17 protein-coding genes, 1 tRNA gene and 1 pseudogene are annotated in these 20,046 nt (G+C 59.6%); 8 read left to right on the top strand and 11 right to left on the bottom strand.

The genetic code is table 11. The features are described 5' to 3' along the window. Both F8N85_RS02985 and F8N85_RS02980 read right to left on the bottom strand, forming a co-directional pair. Positions 1-263 (bottom strand): IS110 family transposase (locus tag F8N85_RS02985; protein ID WP_150802186.1); only part of this gene is annotated, 263 nt, incomplete at its 3' end. Between the two features lie 277 nt (positions 264-540). Next, positions 541-1,959: a short-chain fatty acid transporter gene (locus tag F8N85_RS02980; protein WP_150802185.1), complete on the bottom strand. Its 1,419-nt coding sequence runs from the start codon at positions 1,957-1,959 to the stop codon at positions 541-543. A gap of 219 nt (positions 1,960-2,178) precedes the next feature. Between F8N85_RS02980 and F8N85_RS02975 the strand changes: the two genes are divergently transcribed. Then, positions 2,179-3,579 carry a PLP-dependent aminotransferase family protein gene (locus tag F8N85_RS02975; protein WP_150802184.1) on the top strand — a complete coding sequence of 467 codons (1,401 nt, stop codon included), beginning with the start codon at positions 2,179-2,181 and terminating at the stop codon, positions 3,577-3,579. On the opposite strand, the gene panB is transcribed toward F8N85_RS02975, so the two are convergent. After that, positions 3,564-4,382 (bottom strand): 3-methyl-2-oxobutanoate hydroxymethyltransferase, encoded by an 819-nt coding sequence (gene panB / locus F8N85_RS02970; protein WP_150802183.1) that lies wholly within the window; start codon positions 4,380-4,382, stop codon positions 3,564-3,566. The two genes, F8N85_RS02975 and panB, sit on opposite strands and share 16 nt — an antisense overlap. Before the next feature lie 175 nt (positions 4,383-4,557). Here panB and F8N85_RS02965 point away from each other — a divergent pair, with 175 nt between their 5' ends. After that, positions 4,558-5,871: an MFS transporter gene (locus F8N85_RS02965; RefSeq protein WP_150802182.1), complete on the top strand. Its 1,314-nt coding sequence runs from the start codon at positions 4,558-4,560 to the stop codon at positions 5,869-5,871. 99 nt (positions 5,872-5,970) lie between these two features. Here the strand turns inward: F8N85_RS02965 and F8N85_RS02960 are convergent, their stop codons facing one another. Continuing rightward, positions 5,971-6,480 carry a RidA family protein gene (locus F8N85_RS02960; protein ID WP_150802181.1) on the bottom strand — a complete coding sequence of 170 codons (510 nt, stop codon included), beginning with the start codon at positions 6,478-6,480 and terminating at the stop codon, positions 5,971-5,973. A gap of 190 nt (positions 6,481-6,670) precedes the next feature. Here F8N85_RS02960 and F8N85_RS35675 point away from each other — a divergent pair. Together F8N85_RS35675 and F8N85_RS35670 are read left to right on the top strand one after the other, a co-directional pair. Then, positions 6,671-7,399, top strand: a pseudogene (locus tag F8N85_RS35675) (PAS domain-containing protein); the annotation flags it as partial. A gap of 129 nt (positions 7,400-7,528) precedes the next feature. Continuing rightward, positions 7,529-7,987: a methyl-accepting chemotaxis protein gene (locus F8N85_RS35670; RefSeq protein ID WP_263596366.1), complete on the top strand. Its 459-nt coding sequence runs from the start codon at positions 7,529-7,531 to the stop codon at positions 7,985-7,987. A gap of 52 nt (positions 7,988-8,039) precedes the next feature. Here the strand turns inward: F8N85_RS35670 and F8N85_RS02950 are convergent, their stop codons facing one another. From F8N85_RS02950 to F8N85_RS02940, 3 genes are all read right to left on the bottom strand, one after another. Then, entirely contained in the window at positions 8,040-8,606 is a 567-nt protein-coding gene (locus F8N85_RS02950) for a GNAT family N-acetyltransferase (RefSeq protein WP_150802179.1), read from the bottom strand. A gap of 177 nt (positions 8,607-8,783) precedes the next feature. Further along, positions 8,784-9,152, bottom strand: coding sequence for a cupin domain-containing protein (locus F8N85_RS02945; RefSeq protein ID WP_150802178.1), 369 nt, complete (start codon positions 9,150-9,152; stop codon positions 8,784-8,786). A 75-nt stretch (positions 9,153-9,227) separates the two neighbouring features. Then, positions 9,228-10,037, bottom strand: a complete 810-nt coding sequence (locus F8N85_RS02940; protein WP_150802177.1) for an AraC family transcriptional regulator — start codon at positions 10,035-10,037, stop codon at positions 9,228-9,230. A gap of 206 nt (positions 10,038-10,243) precedes the next feature. On the opposite strand from F8N85_RS02940, the gene F8N85_RS02935 reads away from it, so the two are divergent. Beyond that, positions 10,244-10,723, top strand: a complete 480-nt coding sequence (locus F8N85_RS02935) for a GNAT family N-acetyltransferase (protein ID WP_150802176.1) — start codon at positions 10,244-10,246, stop codon at positions 10,721-10,723. A 51-nt stretch (positions 10,724-10,774) separates the two neighbouring features. Beyond that, on the top strand, positions 10,775-11,869 hold the full coding sequence (ddlA, locus tag F8N85_RS02930; protein ID WP_150802175.1) for a D-alanine--D-alanine ligase: 1,095 nt from the start codon (positions 10,775-10,777) through the stop codon (positions 11,867-11,869). Positions 11,870-12,014: 145 nt separating this feature from the next. On the opposite strand, the gene ggt is transcribed toward ddlA, so the two are convergent. Beyond that, on the bottom strand, positions 12,015-13,859 hold the full coding sequence (ggt, locus tag F8N85_RS02925; RefSeq protein WP_150802174.1) for a gamma-glutamyltransferase: 1,845 nt from the start codon (positions 13,857-13,859) through the stop codon (positions 12,015-12,017). Between the two features lie 198 nt (positions 13,860-14,057). Here ggt and F8N85_RS02920 point away from each other — a divergent pair, with 198 nt between their 5' ends. Continuing rightward, complete coding sequence (locus F8N85_RS02920) at positions 14,058-14,369, top strand: isochorismate lyase (RefSeq protein WP_150802173.1); 312 nt, start codon at positions 14,058-14,060, stop codon at positions 14,367-14,369. Positions 14,370-14,409: 40 nt separating this feature from the next. On the opposite strand, the gene F8N85_RS02915 is transcribed toward F8N85_RS02920, so the two are convergent. The 3 genes from F8N85_RS02915 to F8N85_RS02905 all read right to left on the bottom strand — a co-directional run bounded on the left by F8N85_RS02915 (position 14,410) and on the right by F8N85_RS02905 (position 18,485). Beyond that, entirely contained in the window at positions 14,410-15,972 is a 1,563-nt protein-coding gene (locus F8N85_RS02915) for a sensor domain-containing diguanylate cyclase (protein WP_150802172.1), read from the bottom strand. Positions 15,973-16,200: 228 nt separating this feature from the next. Then, a tRNA-Met gene (locus F8N85_RS02910) sits at positions 16,201-16,277 on the bottom strand. A gap of 150 nt (positions 16,278-16,427) precedes the next feature. After that, positions 16,428-18,485, bottom strand: coding sequence for a methyl-accepting chemotaxis protein (locus F8N85_RS02905; protein WP_150802171.1), 2,058 nt, complete (start codon positions 18,483-18,485; stop codon positions 16,428-16,430). Positions 18,486-18,817: 332 nt separating this feature from the next. Here F8N85_RS02905 and F8N85_RS02900 point away from each other — a divergent pair, with 332 nt between their 5' ends. Continuing rightward, the gene (locus tag F8N85_RS02900; protein WP_150802170.1) at positions 18,818-20,035 is read left to right on the top strand and encodes an MFS transporter; all 1,218 of its coding nucleotides are present in this window, start codon (positions 18,818-18,820) and stop codon (positions 20,033-20,035) included. The last annotated feature ends 11 nt before the right edge of the window (positions 20,036-20,046 follow it).

Raw genomic sequence — 20,046 nt, 5'->3', positions numbered from 1 at the left:
GCTTTGGTCTGTGCAGGATTGACGACGCAGACCCGATAGCCCTTGTTGTACAAGAACTCGGCCAGCGCTTCATGGTAGATGCCGGTGGCCTCCATCACGATCAAGGCTGAAGGCTCGACATGCTTCTGCAGCCAGGCGTGGAACTCCTCGAACCCCTTGATTGCATTGGCCAGCTTGGCTTTGGTTTTATGTTTGCCGTTAGGCAGGTATTTGGCGATGTCAAAGGTGTGTTTAGCGGCGTCGACGCCAACATAATCGGACATGATCGTCTCCAATTGGATCAATTGTGATCATCACTGCACTCTGTCCAACCTTGCGAATGCGGGCTCTCGCCAGAGACGGGCCCAAGATACCGTTCGAACTATACGAGTGAGTGTGGAGGGTTGGAGCACGATCTACGTCGCAGGCTCTAGGCCTAAGGAGCTGCACGGCTTCCAGATCCCTCCCTCGATGATCAGTCGAGAACTATCGCTCCTGGCGGAGCGATAGTCGAGATACAAGGAGCTGCCGCAGGCTGCGATCTTTTGGCGGCCCGAAAAACTACGGCATCATCGGCGCCACATACACCAGCGTCGTCCCCAGTGCCCACAGCAGAAACAGCACCAGCGGTGTATGCACCAGCAACTGCACGAAGGAAAAGCCGATCAAGTCCCGCGCCTTCAACCCCAGGACGCCCAGCAGCGGCAGCATGTAGAACGGGTTGATCAGGTTGGGCAAGGCTTCGGCGGCGTTGTAGATCTGTACGGCCCAGCCGAGGTGGTATTGCAGGTCATTGGCGACTTGCATCACGTAGGGCGCTTCGATGATCCATTTGCCGCCGCCCGACGGAATAAAGAATCCCAGTATCGCCGAGTACACGCCCATCAGCAGGGCGTAGGTGTCGTGGGACGCGATCTGTACGAAGAAGGTCGAGATGTGGTGCGCCAGGGACTGGCCATCGGTGCCTTTGACCACGGTCATCAGCGCGGCGATCGAACCGTAGAGCGGGAACTGGATCAGCACCCCGGTGGTGGTGGGGACCGCGCGGGCTACGGCGTCGAGGAAGCTGCGCGGACGCCAGTGCAGCAGCGCGCCAAGCATCAGGAACAAAAAGTTGTAAGTGTTCAGCCCGGAGATCGCGCTGATCGCCGGTTTGGTCGAGAACTCATGGAACAACCAGCCTGCCGCCAACAGCACCAGCATAATCGTCAGCAGCGGGCTGTATTCCAGCCATTCGCCCGGGCGGGTGCGCGGTTGCGGGGCCGGCATGCTGAAGCTCGGGTCGATACCGCAGGCTTTGGCGTCACGGGCGGAGCCAGGACCTGGGGCCGTAGCGTAGGCGATGATCAGCGAGACCACGATCAACGCCAGCAACAGCACGCCGGACTGCCAGAGGAAGATGGTTTCGGTAAAGGGAATCATGCCGGTGATCGCCAGAATCGACGGCGGCAGGCTGGCCGGATTGGCCTGCAACTGCGCGGCGGACGACGAAAGTCCCAGCGCCCAGACCGCACCCAGTCCCAGGTAAGCAGCGGCACCGGCGGCGCGGTAGTCCATGCGCAGATCGGTGCGACGGGCCAGTGCGCGTACCAGCAAGCCACCGAACACCAGCGACAGGCCCCAGTTCAGCAGCGATGCAACCATGGAAATCAGTGCCACCCAGGCCACTGCGGAACGGCCGTTTTTCGGGATCCGCGCCAGACGGTCGATCAGCTTCACCGCAGGTGGCGAACTGGCGACCACGTAGCCGCCGATTACCACAAAGGCCATTTGCATGGTGAACGGGATCAGGCTCCAGAAGCCGTCACCGAAAGCCTTGGCGGCATCGGTGGGTTTCGCGCCCATGAACAGGGTCGCCACGGTGACTATCATGATTGCCAGTGCGGCAAACACCCAGGAGTCGGGAAACCAGCGTTCGGCAAAACTGGCGCAACGCAGGGCAAAGCGGGCGGAGCGGCTATCTTCGATATCAGCGGCCACGGAAATACCTCAAGATTTTTTATGTTTGTTGTGGTGTCCACAGAGCCGCAACGGCTCTTTTGGTCAGGCGCCAACAGTAAAACAATCTGTCTGTGGTTGCCGAAGGTGTTTCGGGATTTTGCATCGACCTTGTCTGATTGACGAGCTTATATCGGAGGGTCGGCTTTGACATTCATGCGACCATGCCCGTCGCGGATAAACGCCCCAGGAATTGAGTGATTGAGCAAGGAAACCGTTTTTGCCTATCAAACCGTGTACCGCTACCTCCTCGAGTTGATCGACGCGGCAGGTTCTGGCTCGGAGCAGAAACTCCCGTCGCTGCGGCAACTGGCGCTGCGCTTGAACGTTTCGGTTTCCACCACCAAATACGCCTACGCCTTGCTGGAAGACGAGGGAAGGGTCTATTCCAGGCCGAAGCTGGGTTACTTCGCTAAGCCGATGCCTTTGGTGCAGCTCAATGAACGCTCGGCAAATTTGTTGGATAACGTCTACACCTTTGCCCGTCAGCCGGGCATGCTGGCGCTGTGCAGCGATGCGCCGGCAATGCTGTTGTCACTGGAAAATCCGTTGTTGATGACTGAGCGCGAACTGGCGCGCCAGTACCCACGATCTCAGTCTCCGCAGTATCAACCGTTTGGCGAGAGCGAATTGCGCAGCGTTCTGGCTGAGCGCTATACCCGTTCAACCCGCTGTTATTGGCAAGCCGAACAGGTGTACATCGGCGCGGACTTGCGCAGTGTTCTGGACCTGGCGCTGAATGCGCTGGGGCTGACCGGTAGTGTGGCGATGGTGGAGTCGCCTTGCTCCTGGGCGATCTTGCGGCAGTTTCGCGCGGCGAAGATCCGAGTGCTGGAAATACCACTGGGGGCCGATGGGCGCTTCGATTTGCAGCAGGTTCATGAACTGCTGCAGCGCGAGCCGGTGCGGCTGGTGGTGGTGTCCTCGGCAGTGAGTGCGCCCCACGGCAGCCTGATGCCAGCACCAGACAAACAACAACTGTGTCGCTGGCTGACCGAGCGGGGCGTCTGGCTGTTCGAGAATGACAGCTATGGTGAGTTCTGCTTCGAGCCGTCGCCCGCACGTTATCGGGACTTTGCCGACCCCGAACGGTTAGTGGTGTTTTCCACTTTCGACAAAATTATCGGCTCCGAGGCACCCTTCGGTTACCTGCTGACCCGGGGCTATGGCCCCGAATTGCAGCGTCAGTTTCTCGACCGTGGCTTTCGCCTGTCGCCGATTCGCCAGAAAGCCGTCGCCCGGCTGTTCAGCTCTCGACGGATCGACCAGCACATTCAGGTGCTGCGCGGTCTGTTGATGGATCGCATGAGGCAAATGAAAGTCTTGCTCGACGAACACGCTGGCGAGCAGTTGCAGGTCGTGAATCCTGCCGGCGGTGCGACCTTTTGGGCCCAGGCGCGGCACCCGGTGGACATGCGCCGGGTATACGAGCGCTTGCTGGCCAAACGCATCGTCATCGCTCCTGGCGAGATGTTCAGCCAGGATGGCCATTGGCGACATCACTTGCGCCTGAGCTACACGGTCGACTGGAGCAAAGACATTGCCTTCGCCCTGAAGATGCTGGCCCAGGCCATCGACGAAGAACGTCAGTTGATGCCGTAGCAGTGCCGTGCTTCGGGGAAACTGCCGTCGCGCACTTCAGTGGCAAAGCGCTCGCAGGCTTGACTGATCAGCGCGCCTACGTCGGCGTATTGCTTGACGAAGCGCGGCACCTGCTCACCACCAAGCCCGAGCAAATCCTCCGTCACCAACACCTGACCGTCGCAGGCCGGTGATGCGCCAATGCCAATAGTCGGCATCGGCGAAAAGTCGCTGATGCGCCGTGCCACGCTTTCGGCAATGCCTTCAAGTAGCAGGCTGAAAGCCCCGGCTTCAAGGTGCGCGCGGGCGTCGTGCTCAATCGCCGCGGCGGTGGCATCGTTCATACCTTGGGCCTTGAAGCCGCCCATGACGTTGACGTACTGCGGCATCAAACCGATATGGGCCATCACGGGAATACCTCGTTGAACCAGAAACTCCACGGTGCCCGCCAGAGCCTTGCCGCCTTCGAGCTTGAGCGCATCACAGCCAGTGCGGGCCAGCACTTCGGCGCAATTGCGGTAGGCCTGTTGCGGTGATTCCTGATAACTGCCGAATGGCATGTCGGCGACCACACAGGCCAGGCGCGTGCTGACAACTACCGCACGGGTGTGGCCGATGATTTCTTCCAGGCTCATGTCCAAAGTCGAGGTGCGGCCGTAACCGACCATGGCGGTGGAGTCGCCGATCAGAATGAAGTCGACAAAAGGGTCGATCAGTCGGGCCATCGAGCTGCTGTAGGCGGTCAGCGAGACGATTTTTTGCTGGCCCTTCATGGCCACCAGTTGCGGCACGGTCAGACGTTTGCTGCGGGTATGAATGCTCATGGCGGCTTTCCTGGTTGTATTGCGGCGTTTGAAAGTGCCCGATTATTGGTTTCGCCCGGTTGAATTCAATGCACAGAAAACCGCTAAAAACCAACCCAGCAACCTGATTGGGTTGTCCCTCCGGGCATTTACGTAGACCATTGGCGCCGTGGTTTTGCCTATTCAGAGTTTGTTTATGACTGCCATTACTGATTCGCGACCGACGCCATTCTCCCGGTCGGACTACAAGACACTGGGGCTGGCGGCTCTGGGCGGTGCGCTGGAAATCTACGATTTCATCATTTTCGTGTTTTTCGCGCTGACCCTCAGCCAGTTGTTCTTCCCTCCGGAAATGCCCGAATGGCTGCGCTTGCTGCAAAGCTTCGGAATCTTTGTCACGGGCTACCTGGCGCGGCCGCTGGGCGGGATCTTGATGGCGCATTTCGCCGATCAGTTGGGACGCAAGCAGGTCTTCAGCCTGAGTATCCTGATGATGGCGCTGCCGTGCCTGCTGATCGGGATCATGCCGACCTACGCCCAGATCGGCTATTTCGCGCCATTGCTGTTGCTGGTACTGCGGGTGCTGCAAGGCGCCGCGGTGGGCGGTGAAGTGCCGAGTGCCTGGGTGTTCGTCGCCGAGCATGCGCCGCGTGGCCATCGGGGTTATGCCTTGGGCTTTTTGCAGGCCGGGCTGACGTTCGGTTACTTGATCGGTGCATTGACCGCGACCTTGCTGGCGCAGGTCTACACCCCCACGGAAATTCTCGATTACGCCTGGCGCTATCCGTTTTTATTGGGCGGTGTATTCGGCGTGATTGGAGTCTGGCTGCGCCGCTGGTTGAGCGAGACGCCGGTGTTCATGGCCATGCAGGCACGTCGCGAAGCCGACGCTGAACTGCCGCTGCGCACGGTACTGCGTGATCATCGTCCGGCCATGTTGCCGGCCATGATCCTCACCTGCGTGTTGACCTCGGCGGTGGTGGTGTTTGTGGTAATCACCCCGACCATGATGCAAAAAACCTTCGGCATGAGTGCCAGCCATACCTTTGCCTTGAGCAGTCTGGGCATCGTGTTCCTGAACATCGGCTGCATACTGGCCGGGCTGATTGTCGACCGCATCGGTGCCTGGCGCACGGTCATGCTCTACAGCCTGCTGCTGCCACTGGGTATTGCTGTGCTCTATAGCTGCCTGATCGCTGGCGGCAGCTGGATTGGCCTGGCCTATGCGATAGCCGGCCTGAGCTGTGGCGTGGTCGGCGCGGTGCCGTCGGTGATGGTCAGCCTGTTTCCGGCGCGAATCCGTGTCTCCGGGATCTCTTTCACCTACAACATCGCCTATGCAGTGTGGGCCAGCATCACCCCCTTGTTGTTGATCGGGCTGATGCCCTGGAGCCCGTGGATATGCGTGATCTACTGCGCAGTAATGGGCGCGGTCGGGGTAGCCAGCGCGGGGTATTTTGGCTCGCGTGTGCCCCGGGTCGGTTGTGAAGCCGTGGCTTCAGGTGTGTAGGCGCTGCCGCAGGCTGCGATCTTTTGGAGGCACCAGTGCTTAACTGACTGGCATTGGGGCCTCCCCGTGAACACCTAAGAGGTCTATGCCCAGACTCCCCTAGTCCTCGGTTTCTTCATGAGGCGCTTCAGCCGGCTCCAGCGCGACAATCATGTCGATTTCGACCGAGGCATTTTTCGGCAACTGATAAACACCCACTGAAGTTCGGGTGTGGACGCCGGCGTCGGCGAAAATCGAATAGAGGACTTCGGACGCAGCGTCTGCTACTTCGCTTTGTTGAGTGAAGTCCGCGGCGCTCTGGACATAGACATTGATGCGCAAGACCTGCTTGATCCGCTCCAGGTCACCGAGTAACTGTCCCAGGATGGCCAGCGCGCGCAGGGTACAAATCCTCGCTCCGTGCCGGGCACGCTCCAGAGAGACTTCCGCGCCGACCCGGCCGACGACCATGACGGTGTTGTCGATGCGCGGGATCTGGCCGCTGACGTACACCTCATCACCGTTTTGCAACGCCGGCACATAGTTGCCACCGATGCGCATTTCGCCGTCAAAACTGTGACCGAGTGTCTTGGCGACCCCGTCGAACAGCGCCTTGCGTGAACCGTCCATGCACAACTCCCTGATAGCCGCTGAATGTTATTCCTCCCACTATAGCGCCTCGAGGCATTGTGGAAATCCGGGTTTTTCAGCGGAATAAGGCACATGGCCACTATTTTTGCAGGCCTGCACTTCAGAAAATTTTCCCGTGGCCGATGGTTAGAGCTAACGCAGCTCTCATTCTTGTCCATTGGTGCACTCCATGTTCAACAAACGCTTGAAGCAGGAGCTGTCGGCTCTTCGCGAAGAACTCTCCAGTCTGGTGCAAGTTAAAGACAGCCTGGAAAGCGAGATGCTCGTCATCACCCTCGACCCCGATGGGCGGATTCAGTCGGTGAATCAGAACTTCATTGATGAGATGTTCTACAAAAGCAATGAACTTCTGGGGCGGCACATCGAAGACATCGTTCCGGCCCACGTGAAGGCAGAGGATTTTCACCAGCGCTTCAAGGCCGCGCTGACCCGTGGCGAGCATTTCGCCGGGGCGGTTCGCTTGCTCAGAGGCAATGGCCAGGAAGCCTGGTTGCGCTCGATCGCGCAGCCCATCCGCGCGGCGAACGGGCGGATCAAGCATTTTTCGATTTATGCCAGCGACCTGACCCGCACCATTGAAGCCTCCCGTGAGCACGAAAACATGATCGGCGCGCTGTTGCGTTCAACCGCGGTGATCGAGTTCGATCTGAACGGTAACGTGCTGACCGCCAATGATCGCTTCCTCAACGGCTTGGGTTACAGCCTGGCGCAGATCAAAGGTAAACATCACCGCATCTTCTGTGAGCCTGAGGAATACAACAGCGCAACGTATCAGGCGTTCTGGAAGCGCTTGAACGCCGGCGAGTTCGTCGCTGAGCGCTTTAAACGCTTCGACAGCCATGGTCGCGTAGTCTGGCTGGAGGCGTCCTACAACCCGGTGACCGACGCCGATGGCGAACTCTACAAAATCGTCAAATTCGCCACAGTGATTACGGACCAGGTGAATCAGGAAGCGGCCGTCGCTGAGGCGGCGAATATTGCCTATAGCACCTCGTTACTGACCGATAGCAGCGCCCAGCGCGGGACCATGGTGGTCACTCAGGCGGTGAATGTGATGCGCGAATTGGCCCGGCATATGCAACAGGCCGGCGAAGGCATCGAGGCGCTGAACGAGCAATCACTGGTGATTGGCACCATCGTCAAAACCATCAGCGGCATCGCCGAACAGACCAACCTGCTGGCGCTCAACGCGGCGATCGAGGCAGCCCGCGCCGGCGAACAAGGGCGGGGGTTCGCGGTGGTCGCCGATGAGGTCCGGCAATTGGCTTCACGCACCAGCAAAGCCACTGATGAAATCGTCGGGGTGGTGCGCCAGAACCAGGACATGGCCCGTGACGCAGTGAGCTTGATGAGCGATGGCAAACTCCAGGCTGAACAGGGCCTGGCGCTGGCTGCCGAAGCGGGTACGGTGATTGTCGAGATTCAGGACGGCGCACAGAAAGTGGTCAGTGCGGTGGGTCAGTTTGCCAATCAGTTGTCGGTGTAAATGCGGCGTGCAGAACGGTGGTTAACACCCTCGGTGGCGGCCAGGCGCGGGCTCAACGTGTGGATGAAGGCGTCGACTTGAACTCCGCGCGCAACAGCGACAGCTGGAGCAAATCACGATGCTCCCCCAACCAAAAGCCTGCTTCGCGCAGCCGACCTTCCTGCTCGAATCCCAGACGCGTGAGCAGTTTCAGGCAGGCCTCATTCTCGGGTTGAACAGCAGCCTCCACCCGATTGAGTTGCATCTGCTCGAAACCCCAGGCAAGCATCCCTTGCAGGGCTTCATGCATCACGCCTTTGCCCCAACTCGAACGGGCCAAGGCAAAGCCCACTGAGCAGCTTTTCCAGCCCCGATTCCATTTGAACAGGCCACAGTTGCCAATCAGCGCTTCGTGCCCCTTGAGCTGGATGCCCCGGCGCGTACCGGGGTTCGGCTGGATGCGCCAGGCGGAAAATGTATCGACCAGCGCCTGCGCCTGCGAGAGTTCGGTTATAGGATCGACCCCAAACCATTTCATGGCCTCAGCATCGCCGTGCATATCGAGCAGCGTCGATGCATCGCTCATGACTATTTCACGCAGCAGCAGGCGGTCAGTTCCGAGGGTGGGAAAGGCGTTCAATGAAATTCCTTATTCGTAGACGGGAGATCCTGGACCCAATGAAAAAACCACGGCCACCCTCTCGATGCAAGCGTGGATCGATCACTCCCGCTCGCTGATCGCAGCGGCAGGTGAGGCCGAGAGGGCGGTAACGTTGATTGTCGGGCATCCGGATGTGCGTCTCAGTGCGCTCTGACCTCAAATCCACACATCATTCAGCGCCGTCCGCTCGCCACCTTCATGCCCGGTGTTCAGTACACCCTTGGGCTCGATCAGCAGCAGCTTGACCTCGAGTTCGGCAACGGGCTTGTGCTCGACGCCCTTGGGCACGACAAACATTTCACCCTGGGATACCAGCACCTGGCCATCGCGAAAGTCGATGCGCAGTTGACCTTCGAGAACGATGAAGGTCTCGTCCGTATCGGCATGGTCGTGCCAGATGAAATCCCCTTGCAGCTTCACTACCTTGAACTGGTAGTCGTTCATTTCGGCGATGACCCTGGGTGTCCAGAGTTCGTTGAACAGGCTGAGCTTTTGCGCAAAATTAAGACTTTGATAATGACTCATGAGGTTCATCCGCTGGGTGAATTGAGCCGACGATAGTCAAGGCAGCAGGGTGTTTCTTGAACGATTGTGCAGCCTTCAGCGCCCGTGCATCTTCAACCAGCGTGCCGGTGACAGGCCGTAGGTTTTGCTGAATTGTCGGGTCATATGGCTTTGATCGGTGAAACCGGCGATCAGCGCGGCGTTGACCAGCGGCTGGCCTTGCATCAGCAACGAACGGACCAGGTCCAGGCGGCGCATGGTCAGGTAACGGTAAGGGCTGGTGCCGAACAGCAGCCGAAAATCCCGCGACAGCCCCCAGCGATCGCGGCCGCTGTGCTCGGCCAGTTCATCCAGGGTCACGGTGCGATCCAGCGCGCTGTGGATGAATTCACGCGCCCGTTGCGCCGCCTGATAATCAAAACGCTGGCGAGTCGATGTCACTCCGGACACGGTACTCAGCGCATTGGCCAGGTCGAACAGCGCGTCCTGTTCTTCCAACGGATCAAGCGGGCAGTCCAGGCTCTGCAGCAACACCTGGGTCGCCGCATACAGCCGGGGATCAGCAGACAGGCCAGTCTTGATAAAGGGTAGAGGCTTGCCACCGAGCATCTGTTGAATCAGCGCCGGCTCGATGTACATCATACGGTACTTGAAGCCGTCCTCGGTGCCGGCCTCACCGTCATGGACTTCATCCGGGTGCAACACCATGGTCCCGCCGGGCAGGCTGTGTCGCCACTCGCCGCGATACTGAAAGCTCTGCACGCCCGTCAGCGTTCGGCCAATGGCATAGGTATCGTGGCGGTGCAGGTCATAACCGTGACCGGAAAAAAACGCCTCGATGCGCTCCATACCGCTGGCGCGGGGCGCGCGGTGGAGCCAGTCGGCCTGGCTGTGATGTTTGCCCATGAAGAGCGCCCCTGCTCTGTGCTCAATGGAAAATACGGTAACGCAATGCTGGCCGACTGTCTTCATCGGGCCCGAAGGCGTATTTCTGCAAGCTGGGGTGGGGTTCGCTGCAAAACAATGGCTGGTGCTTGCAACCTGCGAGGTTGATCCACGCACCTGAGGTCGGGTAGAACTACAGATCCGAGCACAATGTCAGGAGACAGAAGATGAAACTTGGTTACCGACCAGTAGAGGAAAGGGACATTCCACGGATCTGCAGTTTTGCCCGCGACGAGGAGGAGTTGTTTTTCTTCTTCCCCGCGGCTTCCTGGCCGTTGACCCATGAGCAACTGCGCCACTCCATCGCCCAGCGCTCGGATTCGACAGTCATTGAACAGGATGGGCGGGTAGTCGGTTTCGCCAACTTCTACCAGTGGCAAACCGAAGGAACCTGCACCATCGGCAATGTCATCATTGACCCCGAAGCACGAGCGGGTGGGATCGGTGGGCATCTCATCAGGCACATGATCGACACCGCCCTGAGCAAACATCGCGCCGGCCAGGTGACCTTGTCCTGCTTCAATTCGAACGTGGCGGGGCTGCTGCTTTATCCCAAACTTGGCTTTACACCCTACGCCATAGAAGAGCGCAAAGACAAAAGTGGCCAGCGGGTGGCACTGATTCATCTGCGTTATGCGCAGGCCTGAGTCCTTCGCTTGCCGTATCAAGAAACAGTACCTTCACCAGGAGGCCGGAAGATGAGCAAATTGCGGGTCGGGATTATTTTTGGTGGCCACTCGGCGGAGCATGAAGTCTCGCTGCAATCGGCCAGAAACATCGTCGATGCGCTGGATCTTTCGCGCTTCGAGCCGATGCTGATCGGTATCGACAAGCAAGGGCGCTGGCACCTGAATGACAGCTCGAACTTTCTGATCAACCAGGAGAACCCGGCGCTGATCGCCCTCAACCAATCGAACCGCGAGCTGGCCGTGGTGCCCGGCAAGCCCAGCCAGCAACTGGTCGAGACTTCCAGCCAGGAGCTGCTGGGGCATGTCGACGTGATCTTTCCCATCGTCCACGGCACCCTGGGTGAGGACGGTTGCCTGCAAGGCTTGTTGCGCATGGCCGACCTGCCCTTCGTCGGCTCCGACGTGCTCGGCTCGGCGGTCTGCATGGACAAGGACGTCAGCAAACGCTTGCTGCGCGATGCTGGCCTGGCGATCACGCCTTTCATCACCCTGACCCGCGCCAACGCCGCTCGCACCGATTTTGCCCAGGCGCAACTCAAGCTCGGCCTGCCGATGTTCGTCAAACCGGCGAACCAGGGCTCCTCGGTGGGCGTCAGCAAGGTCAGCGATGAGAACGAGTATGTGGCGGCCGTAGCGCTGGCGCTGAACTTCGACGAAAAAATCCTTATCGAGTCCGCCGTCAACGGCCGCGAAATCGAATGTGCGGTTCTGGGCAATGACCAGCCAATCGCCAGCGGTTGCGGCGAGATCGTGGTGCGTAGTGGCTTCTACTCCTACGACAGCAAATACATCGATGACCAGGCCGCGGAAGTCGTGGTCCCGGCAGACATCAGCCGGGAGAGCAGCGAACGCATCCGCGCCCTCGCCATCGAGGCGTTCCAGGTACTCGGCTGTTCCGGCCTGGCCCGTGTCGACGTGTTCCTCACCGATACCGGCGAGGTGCTGATCAACGAAATCAACTCGCTGCCGGGTTTCACCCGGATCAGCATGTACCCCAAGCTCTGGCAGGCTGCGGGCATGAGCTACAGTGAGCTGGTCAGTCGGCTGATCGATCTGGCGCTGGAACGCCATGCATCGCGCCAGGGGTTGAAATACAGCCGTTAGGGGAGGTGAGCGCCTGAGCTGAAATTGAACTCGATGGTTGACGATCTTTTAGGGCGCTCCAGGGTTCACCTGGCATCGGCACTGTCTTCAACGCACAAAAAAGGCCTACCTCGCGGTAAGCCGTTTTCCCTGTCTTCAACCCCGATCAATCCCCCAGCGCTTCACCCTCACGCCGTGGATCGGCACCGCCGGCCCATGATGCTTTGCCCTGGGCATCACGAACCCGAACGATGGCTTGGGTGCCGCTGGTCATGTCGATTTGCTTCACCTCATGCCCTTTATCCCTGAGCGCTTGTATCAACGATGGGCTGAATTGCCCCTGCTCGCGTTCGGTCGGGCCGTTGCGGCTGCCGAAGTTGGGCAGGCTGATAGCGGCTTGCGGGTCCATGTTCCAGTCGAGCAGGGCCACCACGGACTTGGCGACGTATTCGATGATTTGCGAGCCGCCTGGGGAGCCAACCGTGGCCACCAGTTCGCCGCTCTGACGATCGAAGATCAGTGTCGGCGCCATGGAGGAGCGCGGGCGTTTGCCGGGCTCGACGCGATTGGCAACCGGCAGACCGTTTTCTTCCGGGATGAAGGAGAAATCGGTCATTTGGTTATTGAGCAAAAAGCCCTGAACCATCAGGTGAGAACCGAAGGCCGCTTCCACGGTGGTGGTCATCGACACGGCGCCACCCTGGTCGTCGACCGCGACCACCTGCGAGGTGGAAATTCGCATCGGCGAGCGGTCTGCAGCATAGGCCAGCTGGACGCCAGCCGGATTGCCGGGCTTGGCCATGCCCATGCTGTGCTCACCGATCAAGGCCGCTCGAGCGGCCAGGTAATTGGGGGCGACCAAGCCTGCCAGCGGCACCGGGACGAAGTCCGAGTCAGCCACATAGAGCGCGCGGTCGGCATAGGCCAGGCGCTCGGCCTCGGCCATCAGGTGGACGGCTTCAGGCGCCGGCTCCAGGCCGGCGGCGGTGCTGCTCGGGACTGGCTTGAGGGGCGGCAGGGCAAAGCGCCTATCGCGGCTTTCCAGGGCCTGCAGGGTGCCGAGGATTTGCGCGACGGCGATTCCTCCGGAAGACGGGGGTGGCATGCCGCAGACTTGCCAGCGTTTGTAGTCGGTGCACAGTGGCGTGCGCTCTTTGGCGCGATAGCCTTGCAGGTCATTCATCGACAGGCTGCCGGGGTTGGCGTGGCGCTGAACCTTGGCAACGATCTCCTCAGCGACCGAGCCTTTGTAAAGGGCCGCGGGGCCTTCTTTGCCAATCCGTTTCAGTACGGCTGCCAGCGCCGGGTTTTTCAGTTGAGTGCCGATGGCTTTCGGGCTGCCATCGGCATTCAGGAAATAACCGGCCATGTCCGGCGAACGGGGCAGGGCGCGATCGGCTGCAATCAGCGCGTGCAGTCGTGGTGAGATCGGGAAACCTTGCTCCGCCAGGTGGATGGCCGGTTCAAACAATTGAGCCCAAGGCAGGCGACCGTGCTGGTTGTGGGCCAACTCAAGGGCGCGCAACACTCCCGGTGTGCCGACCGAACGACCGCCAATCTGGGCCTGGGTGAACGGCATCGGTTGGCCATCAGCTTGCAGGAAGAGCTTTTCGGTCGCCCCCGCCGGCGCGGTTTCGCGACCGTCGTAGGCCCGCACGGCTTTGCCATCCCAGAGCATGATCAGCGCACCGCCACCAATGCCCGAGGATTGTGGTTCCACCAGGGTCAGCACCGCTTGCATCGCAATCGCCGCATCGATCGCCGAACCGCCCTGACGCAACATTTCACGCCCGGCCTCGGCCGCCAGCGGGTTGGCCGCCGCCGCCATGTGCCGGGAGGCGTATTGAGTGCGTAAGTCGCTGCGGTAACCCGAAGCACGTTCCGGGGCCAGCGCCAGGGCACTGCCAGAGGGGGCGGAAGGCGGGGCATTGCAGGCGGCGAGGGTGAGTGCGGCGGCTATCAGCGAAAGGGCAGATAGGCGGTAGTGGCGCAAGTTGAAGGCTGAGAACACGCGGGGCACTCCGTCCGTTGGAAAAAAAGAGCTGTCGGGCGCAGCTGTGAACTGCGTGAGGGGGAATGTATCGGCCGGCAGCGGCAGGCGCAACGCGCGGGGCGACGTCGCCGGTCAAATGACGGAGTCTGACGTTGCGTGTTTAAATTGGATGGTCGCATCAACCCACGCTTTTTCAGATAAGCCGGAGTTATCAACATGGAAGTCGTCAATCAATTACGCCCTGACGAATGTGAAGGCATGGAAGATATTCGACGCGAGATCGATCTCCTTGATCGGGCCGTCATCAAGCTGCTTGGCGCTCGTTTCAAATACGTTCTGGCAGCGTCGACATTCAAAACCTCGGAAACCTCGGTTCGGGCTCCGGAGCGCTTCAATGCGATGCTGGCCCAGCGTCGTGAGTGGGCAGAAACCGAAGGTCTGAGCCCGGCAGCAATCGAAAAGCTCTATGCCGACCTGGTCAATCACTTCATCGAAGAGGAACTGAAGCGCTGGAAGGCTCATCAGTGATGGAGCAGCATTCACCCCTCACCGGGTGTGATTGAGCCAGTCAGTTAGCGATAACGCTCATGTTTCTTCCGCTGGCTTTGGCGACGTAAAGTGCCTTGTCGGAGGCGCCGATCAGGTCATTGGGTAATTCTTCCGATGTCGGGCTGCAGGCGGCGACGCCAAGGCTGACCGTGACTATGCCTTCGGTGCTTTCGTTGTGCTCGATTCCTGCTTGCTGGACGGCGTGGCGAATTTTCTCGGCAATCAGAAATGCCCCGACGTAGTCAGTGCCCGGCAACACTACGGCAAACTCTTCGCCGCCATAACGCGCAGCGAGATCGCCGGGCCGTTTGATGTTCTCCCGTATGATCGCGCTGATGGTGCGTAAGCAGCTGTCCCCGACCAAATGACCGTGTTTGTCATTGAAGGGTTTGAAGTGATCGACATCGATCATCAGCAGGGCAAGACTTCCTTGGCTGCGTCTGGCCCGGCCCATCTCCGCATGAAGGAACAGGTCGAACTGACGGCGATTCGCCAGCCCTGTCAGTGCGTCCTCCAAGGCTAACAACTCCAGCGTCCGATTGGCCTCGATCAATTTGTCCTGAGCACCCAGTAATTCGTTCTGGATGTGATTTTGCTGCTTCATGAGCCTGATCAGCCGATAACCGAGCAGCCCCAGAATCATCAGCAGAAACGCAACGATCGATGCACTCAGCAACGATCCCTGTCGCCAGCCCGCGAGGGCCTCGTCCTTGTTGAGCGCGACAAATATGATCAGCGGATACTGATCGAGTCGCCGATAACCCACTACGCGTTCGACACCGTCCACAGAGGATCTGACGGTTGCGGAACCCAAAGGACCTTTGGGCAAGAGTTGAGTGAAGAGTGGACCGCTCGCAAGGCTAGTGCCGATTTCAGCGTCCTTGAAGGGGCGGCGAATGACGATTTTGGCGTCGGCTGATATCAGATTGATGACGCCGTTAGCGCCGATATCAATACTGTTGTACAGCTGAAGAAAATGGTCGAGATACAGGGTCGCCAGTACCACCCCGGCAAAACTGCCATCAGGGTGATTGATCCGCCGCGAAACGGGCATGATCCATTCGCCGGTAGAGCGACTTCGTATCGAAGGCCCGATATACGGGCCGCGGTCCGGATGCTCTTTATGGAAGATAAAATATTCGCGATCGGAGTTATTGGCTTTGGGCGGGATGATCCCGCGCGAGTTCGCTACCCATCGGCCTTTTTCGTCATAGATGAACAGACCGTGCAATTGTCTCAACTCGCTGCGCTGGGAGCTGAGCAGGCGTTGCAGTCTGGGAATCTGCTCGTGGCCCATGCCATCGACTTCAAGACGGTCTACCAGGCTGAACAACACAGTGTCGGCTTGCTTGATTGAGGCCTGCGCTTGCGACGCCAGGGTCTGCGCAAGGTTTGACATCGCGACTTCTTTGTCACGCAAATGGTACTGGCGCGAGTTCCAACTCTCCCAGATTGCCACTGCCACCAGCGATAGACATACCGCCACCAGAAAAAGGATTGCAGACCGAACCTTGAGCCCGGACTCAAGCTTTTCAGTGGTTGGCGTTTCGATGATATGAGTTTTCAAAGACGGTTGCGGCATGACACTCCCTGTAACCTGATGAAATGGCAATTCATCCCCTTTGCCATTTTTTGTGGCTTACCTGGCCATTGATTGCGTCGTGTTGCTTGCAACTATGCCTCATCAACGCCGAGTCAGGGTGCTTTACATGAGCAATGCCCCAGAGGAGGGGCTGGACCCGATCTGGCGCTTTACCTTTCCTCAGGCATAAAAAAACGGCCTACCTTTCGGTAAGCCGTTTTTAGTACTTGGTGGCTACACAGGGACTTGAACCCCGGACCCCAGCATTATGAATGCTATGCTCTAACCAACTGAGCTATGTAGCCAAGTGGCGCGCATTATTCGCCGATAACGGAAATGCGTCAAGCGTTTTTATTGAAATTTTATCTACACTATCAACTGTTTATCGAAAACCCCCGGTCAGCAGTGGTAGGGACGGAGTTGGAAGCACTGGCAGGCCTCGGCCTGGTGGCTTCTCAACTCAGGCGAAACCTCCCGGTATTCTCATTCAGCGCCTTGCTGCCCTGGCTCAGGGTGTCCGCTGCGCGGTTCACCGCTCGCGCGCCTTCGAGCAGGCGCACGGCCGCTTGATCGACCTGTTGAATATTACCGCTGACTTCATCGGCGGTGCAGGCCTGTTCTTCAACCGCCGTAGCAATCTGCGCCAGGGTGTCGGTGACGCCTTGCACCGCGCTGGCAATTTCCCCCAGGCGTTCGCCAAGCCCGGTCACTGCTTGAGCATCGGTTTGCGCCTGCCCGCAAGCGGCTTCCATCAAGGTCACTGCTTCGCTCACCGTGGCCCGCAGGCTGTCGACGGTGTCGGCGATCTGTGCGGTGGAGATTTGGGTGCGCTGCGACAGGCTGCGCACTTCATCGGCGACCACGGCAAACCCCCGGCCTTGTTCGCCAGCCCGCGCCGCTTCGATGGCGGCGTTGAGTGCCAACAGATTGGTCTGCTCGGCGACCCCACGAATGGTATCGACGACTAGCTGGATCTGCTGGCCCTGGGCGCTGACCCGACCCAATGCTGCGGCCGTGTCGTTCAGTCGCTGGTTGAGTTGCTGGATGCTGGCGGTGGTCCGCTGGCTGTCACGGCTACTGTCGGCGGCGATCCGTTGGGTGTGCTGGGCACTGCTGGAGGCTTGTTCGCAACTGTGCGCCACACCTTGTGAGGTGGCGGCCAGTTGGGTCGCCGCCGCGGCTATCTGACTGATCTGCAATTGTTGTGCTTCGACTTCGCCCAAGGCGCCGTTGGAGTGATCGTTGAGGGCCTGTACTGCGTCACTCAGCTGCAGGGTTTCGTGATCGACCCCGAGCAGGCTGGTGCGTAGTTGCACCACGGCGACATTCAGCGCGGTACTGATGGCGGCCAGTTCGTCGCGCCCATGCACCGGCACCTGCAGGGACAGATTGCCGTCACGCAGGGCTTCGGCCAACAGGGTAATGCCGCTGGCGCTGCGGCGGATCGAGGCCTGCAGGCAGACAAACAGGTACAGCGCGGCCAGTAGCAAACAGCCGAAGATCGTCGCCACCAGGATCAGTTGGCCGACGGCTGAATCGTGGTAGTAGTCCAGGCGGCTGTCCAGCGATTGCAGAGACTGCTGACGTAGCGACGCCAGGTCGTGGAGGAGGGCGTCGAGGCTGCGTTCGAAGTCTTCCGGCTTGAGCTTGATGCTGCCGCCGAAGACCCCGTCATCCAGCACTTTGAGGCCCTCGTCCAGAAGCTTCAAGCTGCTCTGGTATTGTCCGGCCCAGGACTGCAAGGCACTGGGCAGTCGGGCCTCGAGCAGGGTGCCAGTCTTCACCAGCTGCTCGCGGGCATCGCCGATGCGGCTGCGCAGGTCCCGCAGTTGCAGGCGGCTCTGCAGGGTGAATTGCCCGGACACCACCGAAGCCTGACCGACGCTGGCGAGGCGACCGACCCGTTCGATCAGGTCCGGCGTATGTTGAGTGGATATTTGCGTCAGCAGGTAGGTTTCCAGCCATGGGGCGAGGATCAGCCGGTTATCCATGGCGATCTGCTCGCGCAGGGCTTGCAACGCGCTCAATGCAGCGGTGAAGCGCTCGTAACCGTCCGGCCACCAGCCGACGCTGCTCAGACTCTTCGAATCCAGGCCAGTGAGAGCCGCCTGGAGCGCTTGATAGCGACTCAACGTGTCGCCAGCGGCACCTTCGATTTGCAGAGCCGTGCCGAGATCGGTAGCTGCCTGGTTGAGAGCGGGCTGAACCGCGTCGAATGCGGCCATGGCGGCGAGAGTCGCGGGCGTTGGCTGACGATTGGTTTCCGGGGCTCGCCAGCGGGCCGCGCGGTCACGCTGGGCGGCGAGCAGGTTATCGAGGGCGTCGAGGGCCAGCAACTGGCGAACCCCGGCGCGCTCGCCGGAAATCAGGCTCAGCTTGTCGCGATAATCCTGGCCAATCATCCACAGGCTGCCCATCAGCGGCAGGATGAACAGCAGAAATAACAGCTGAAACTTGCGGGCAAAGCCGAAGCGCCCGAGCAGTCTGATTCCCGGTGATAGAAAAGCCTGCATGCCCGACTACTCCTCTGAGCACTACGTACCAATGACGTGCAGTCCTGGCGGTATGGCCTGGACCTGTGCCCTCGTTAAATGCCTCGGAAAGTTCACCAGTGTGGGGACTGTGAGGTGAGCCCTGTGGCGAAACTTCCCATTCTCGGTCCCTTTGTAAGGGGCCGCGTTGAAGCGGATAAGCAAGGCAAGATTCAGACCATGGCGTTCGGCTATTACTTTTCTGGGGCAAAATACAAAGTCGTTAGCAGGCTAAGGGGATGGCTTTGCTGCACTGAAAAATGGCACATTGTCGCACCTGCAAGTGCGCACCCATCTGTTGTACGGAAACTCTTATGGCTATCAGTAACCTTCAGACCCCCACCGCCACGGCTTCTGCCGCTGGGCAAACCAGCCCGCTGGTCATGCGCATCATCGGCGCCGTGGCCCTCGCACATTTGATCAATGACCTGATTCAGGCGGTGCTGCCGTCGATCTATCCGATGCTCAAGGCCAACTATGGGTTGAGCTTCACTCAGGTCGGCTTGATCACACTGACCTTTCAGCTCACCGCTTCGCTGTTGCAGCCCTGGGTCGGGTATTACACCGATCGCCATCCCAAGCCGTTTCTGCTGCCGGCCGGAATGATCTGCACGCTGATCGGGATCCTGATGATGTCCCAGGCGGGCAGCTTTGCGTTGATTCTGTTGGCGGCGGGGTTGATTGGCATTGGTTCCTCGACCTTTCACCCAGAGGCTTCGCGGGTTGCGCGACTGGCATCCGGCGGGCGCTACGGTCTGGCGCAGTCGACCTTCCAGGTTGGCGGCAATGCCGGGTCGGCGTTCGGGCCGTTGCTGGCGGCAGCGATCATCATTCCGTTCGGTCAAGGTAACGTGGCCTGGTTCGGGCTGTTCGCGGTCTTTGCGTTGTTCGTGCTCTACCGCATCAGCCACTGGTACGCCAACCACCTGAACCTTTTCAAACTCAAGCAAGGTCAGGCGGCGACCCATGGGTTATCCAAAGGGCGGGTGTTGAGTGCCTTGGTGGTGCTCGGGTTGCTGGTGTTCTCCAAGTACTTCTACATGTCCAGCCTTACCAGCTATTTCACGTTTTACCTGATCGAGAAGTTCGACCTGTCGGTGGCCAGCTCGCAGTTGCATCTGTTCCTGTTTCTGGGCGCGGTAGCGGCGGGGACCTTCTTCGGCGGGCCGATTGGCGACAGGATCGGCCGCAAGGCGGTGATCTGGTTCTCGATCCTCGGCGTGGCGCCGTTCACCCTGTTGCTGCCCCATGTGGACCTGTTCTGGACCAGTGTGCTGAGCGTGGTGATCGGCTTCATCCTGGCCTCGGCATTCTCGGCCATCGTGGTCTACGCCCAGGAACTGGTGCCGGGTAACGTCGGGATGATCGCCGGAGTATTCTTTGGTTTGATGTTCGGTTTCGGCGGGATCGGCGCGGCGCTGCTTGGGCATCTGGCGGATGTTCACGGGATTGAGTACGTGTACTTCCTGTGTTCGTTCTTGCCGCTGTTGGGGGTGTTGGCGATCTTCCTGCCAAGAACCAAAAAAGCCTGAGGCTCCCACAT

The organism is Pseudomonas fluorescens, from assembly GCF_902497875.1.
GTDB classification, from domain to species: Bacteria; Pseudomonadota; Gammaproteobacteria; order Pseudomonadales; family Pseudomonadaceae; genus Aquipseudomonas; species Aquipseudomonas fluorescens_BR.
Note: the sequence above shows the minus strand (reverse complement) of the source record. Positions and strands in the feature narration are given on the sequence as shown.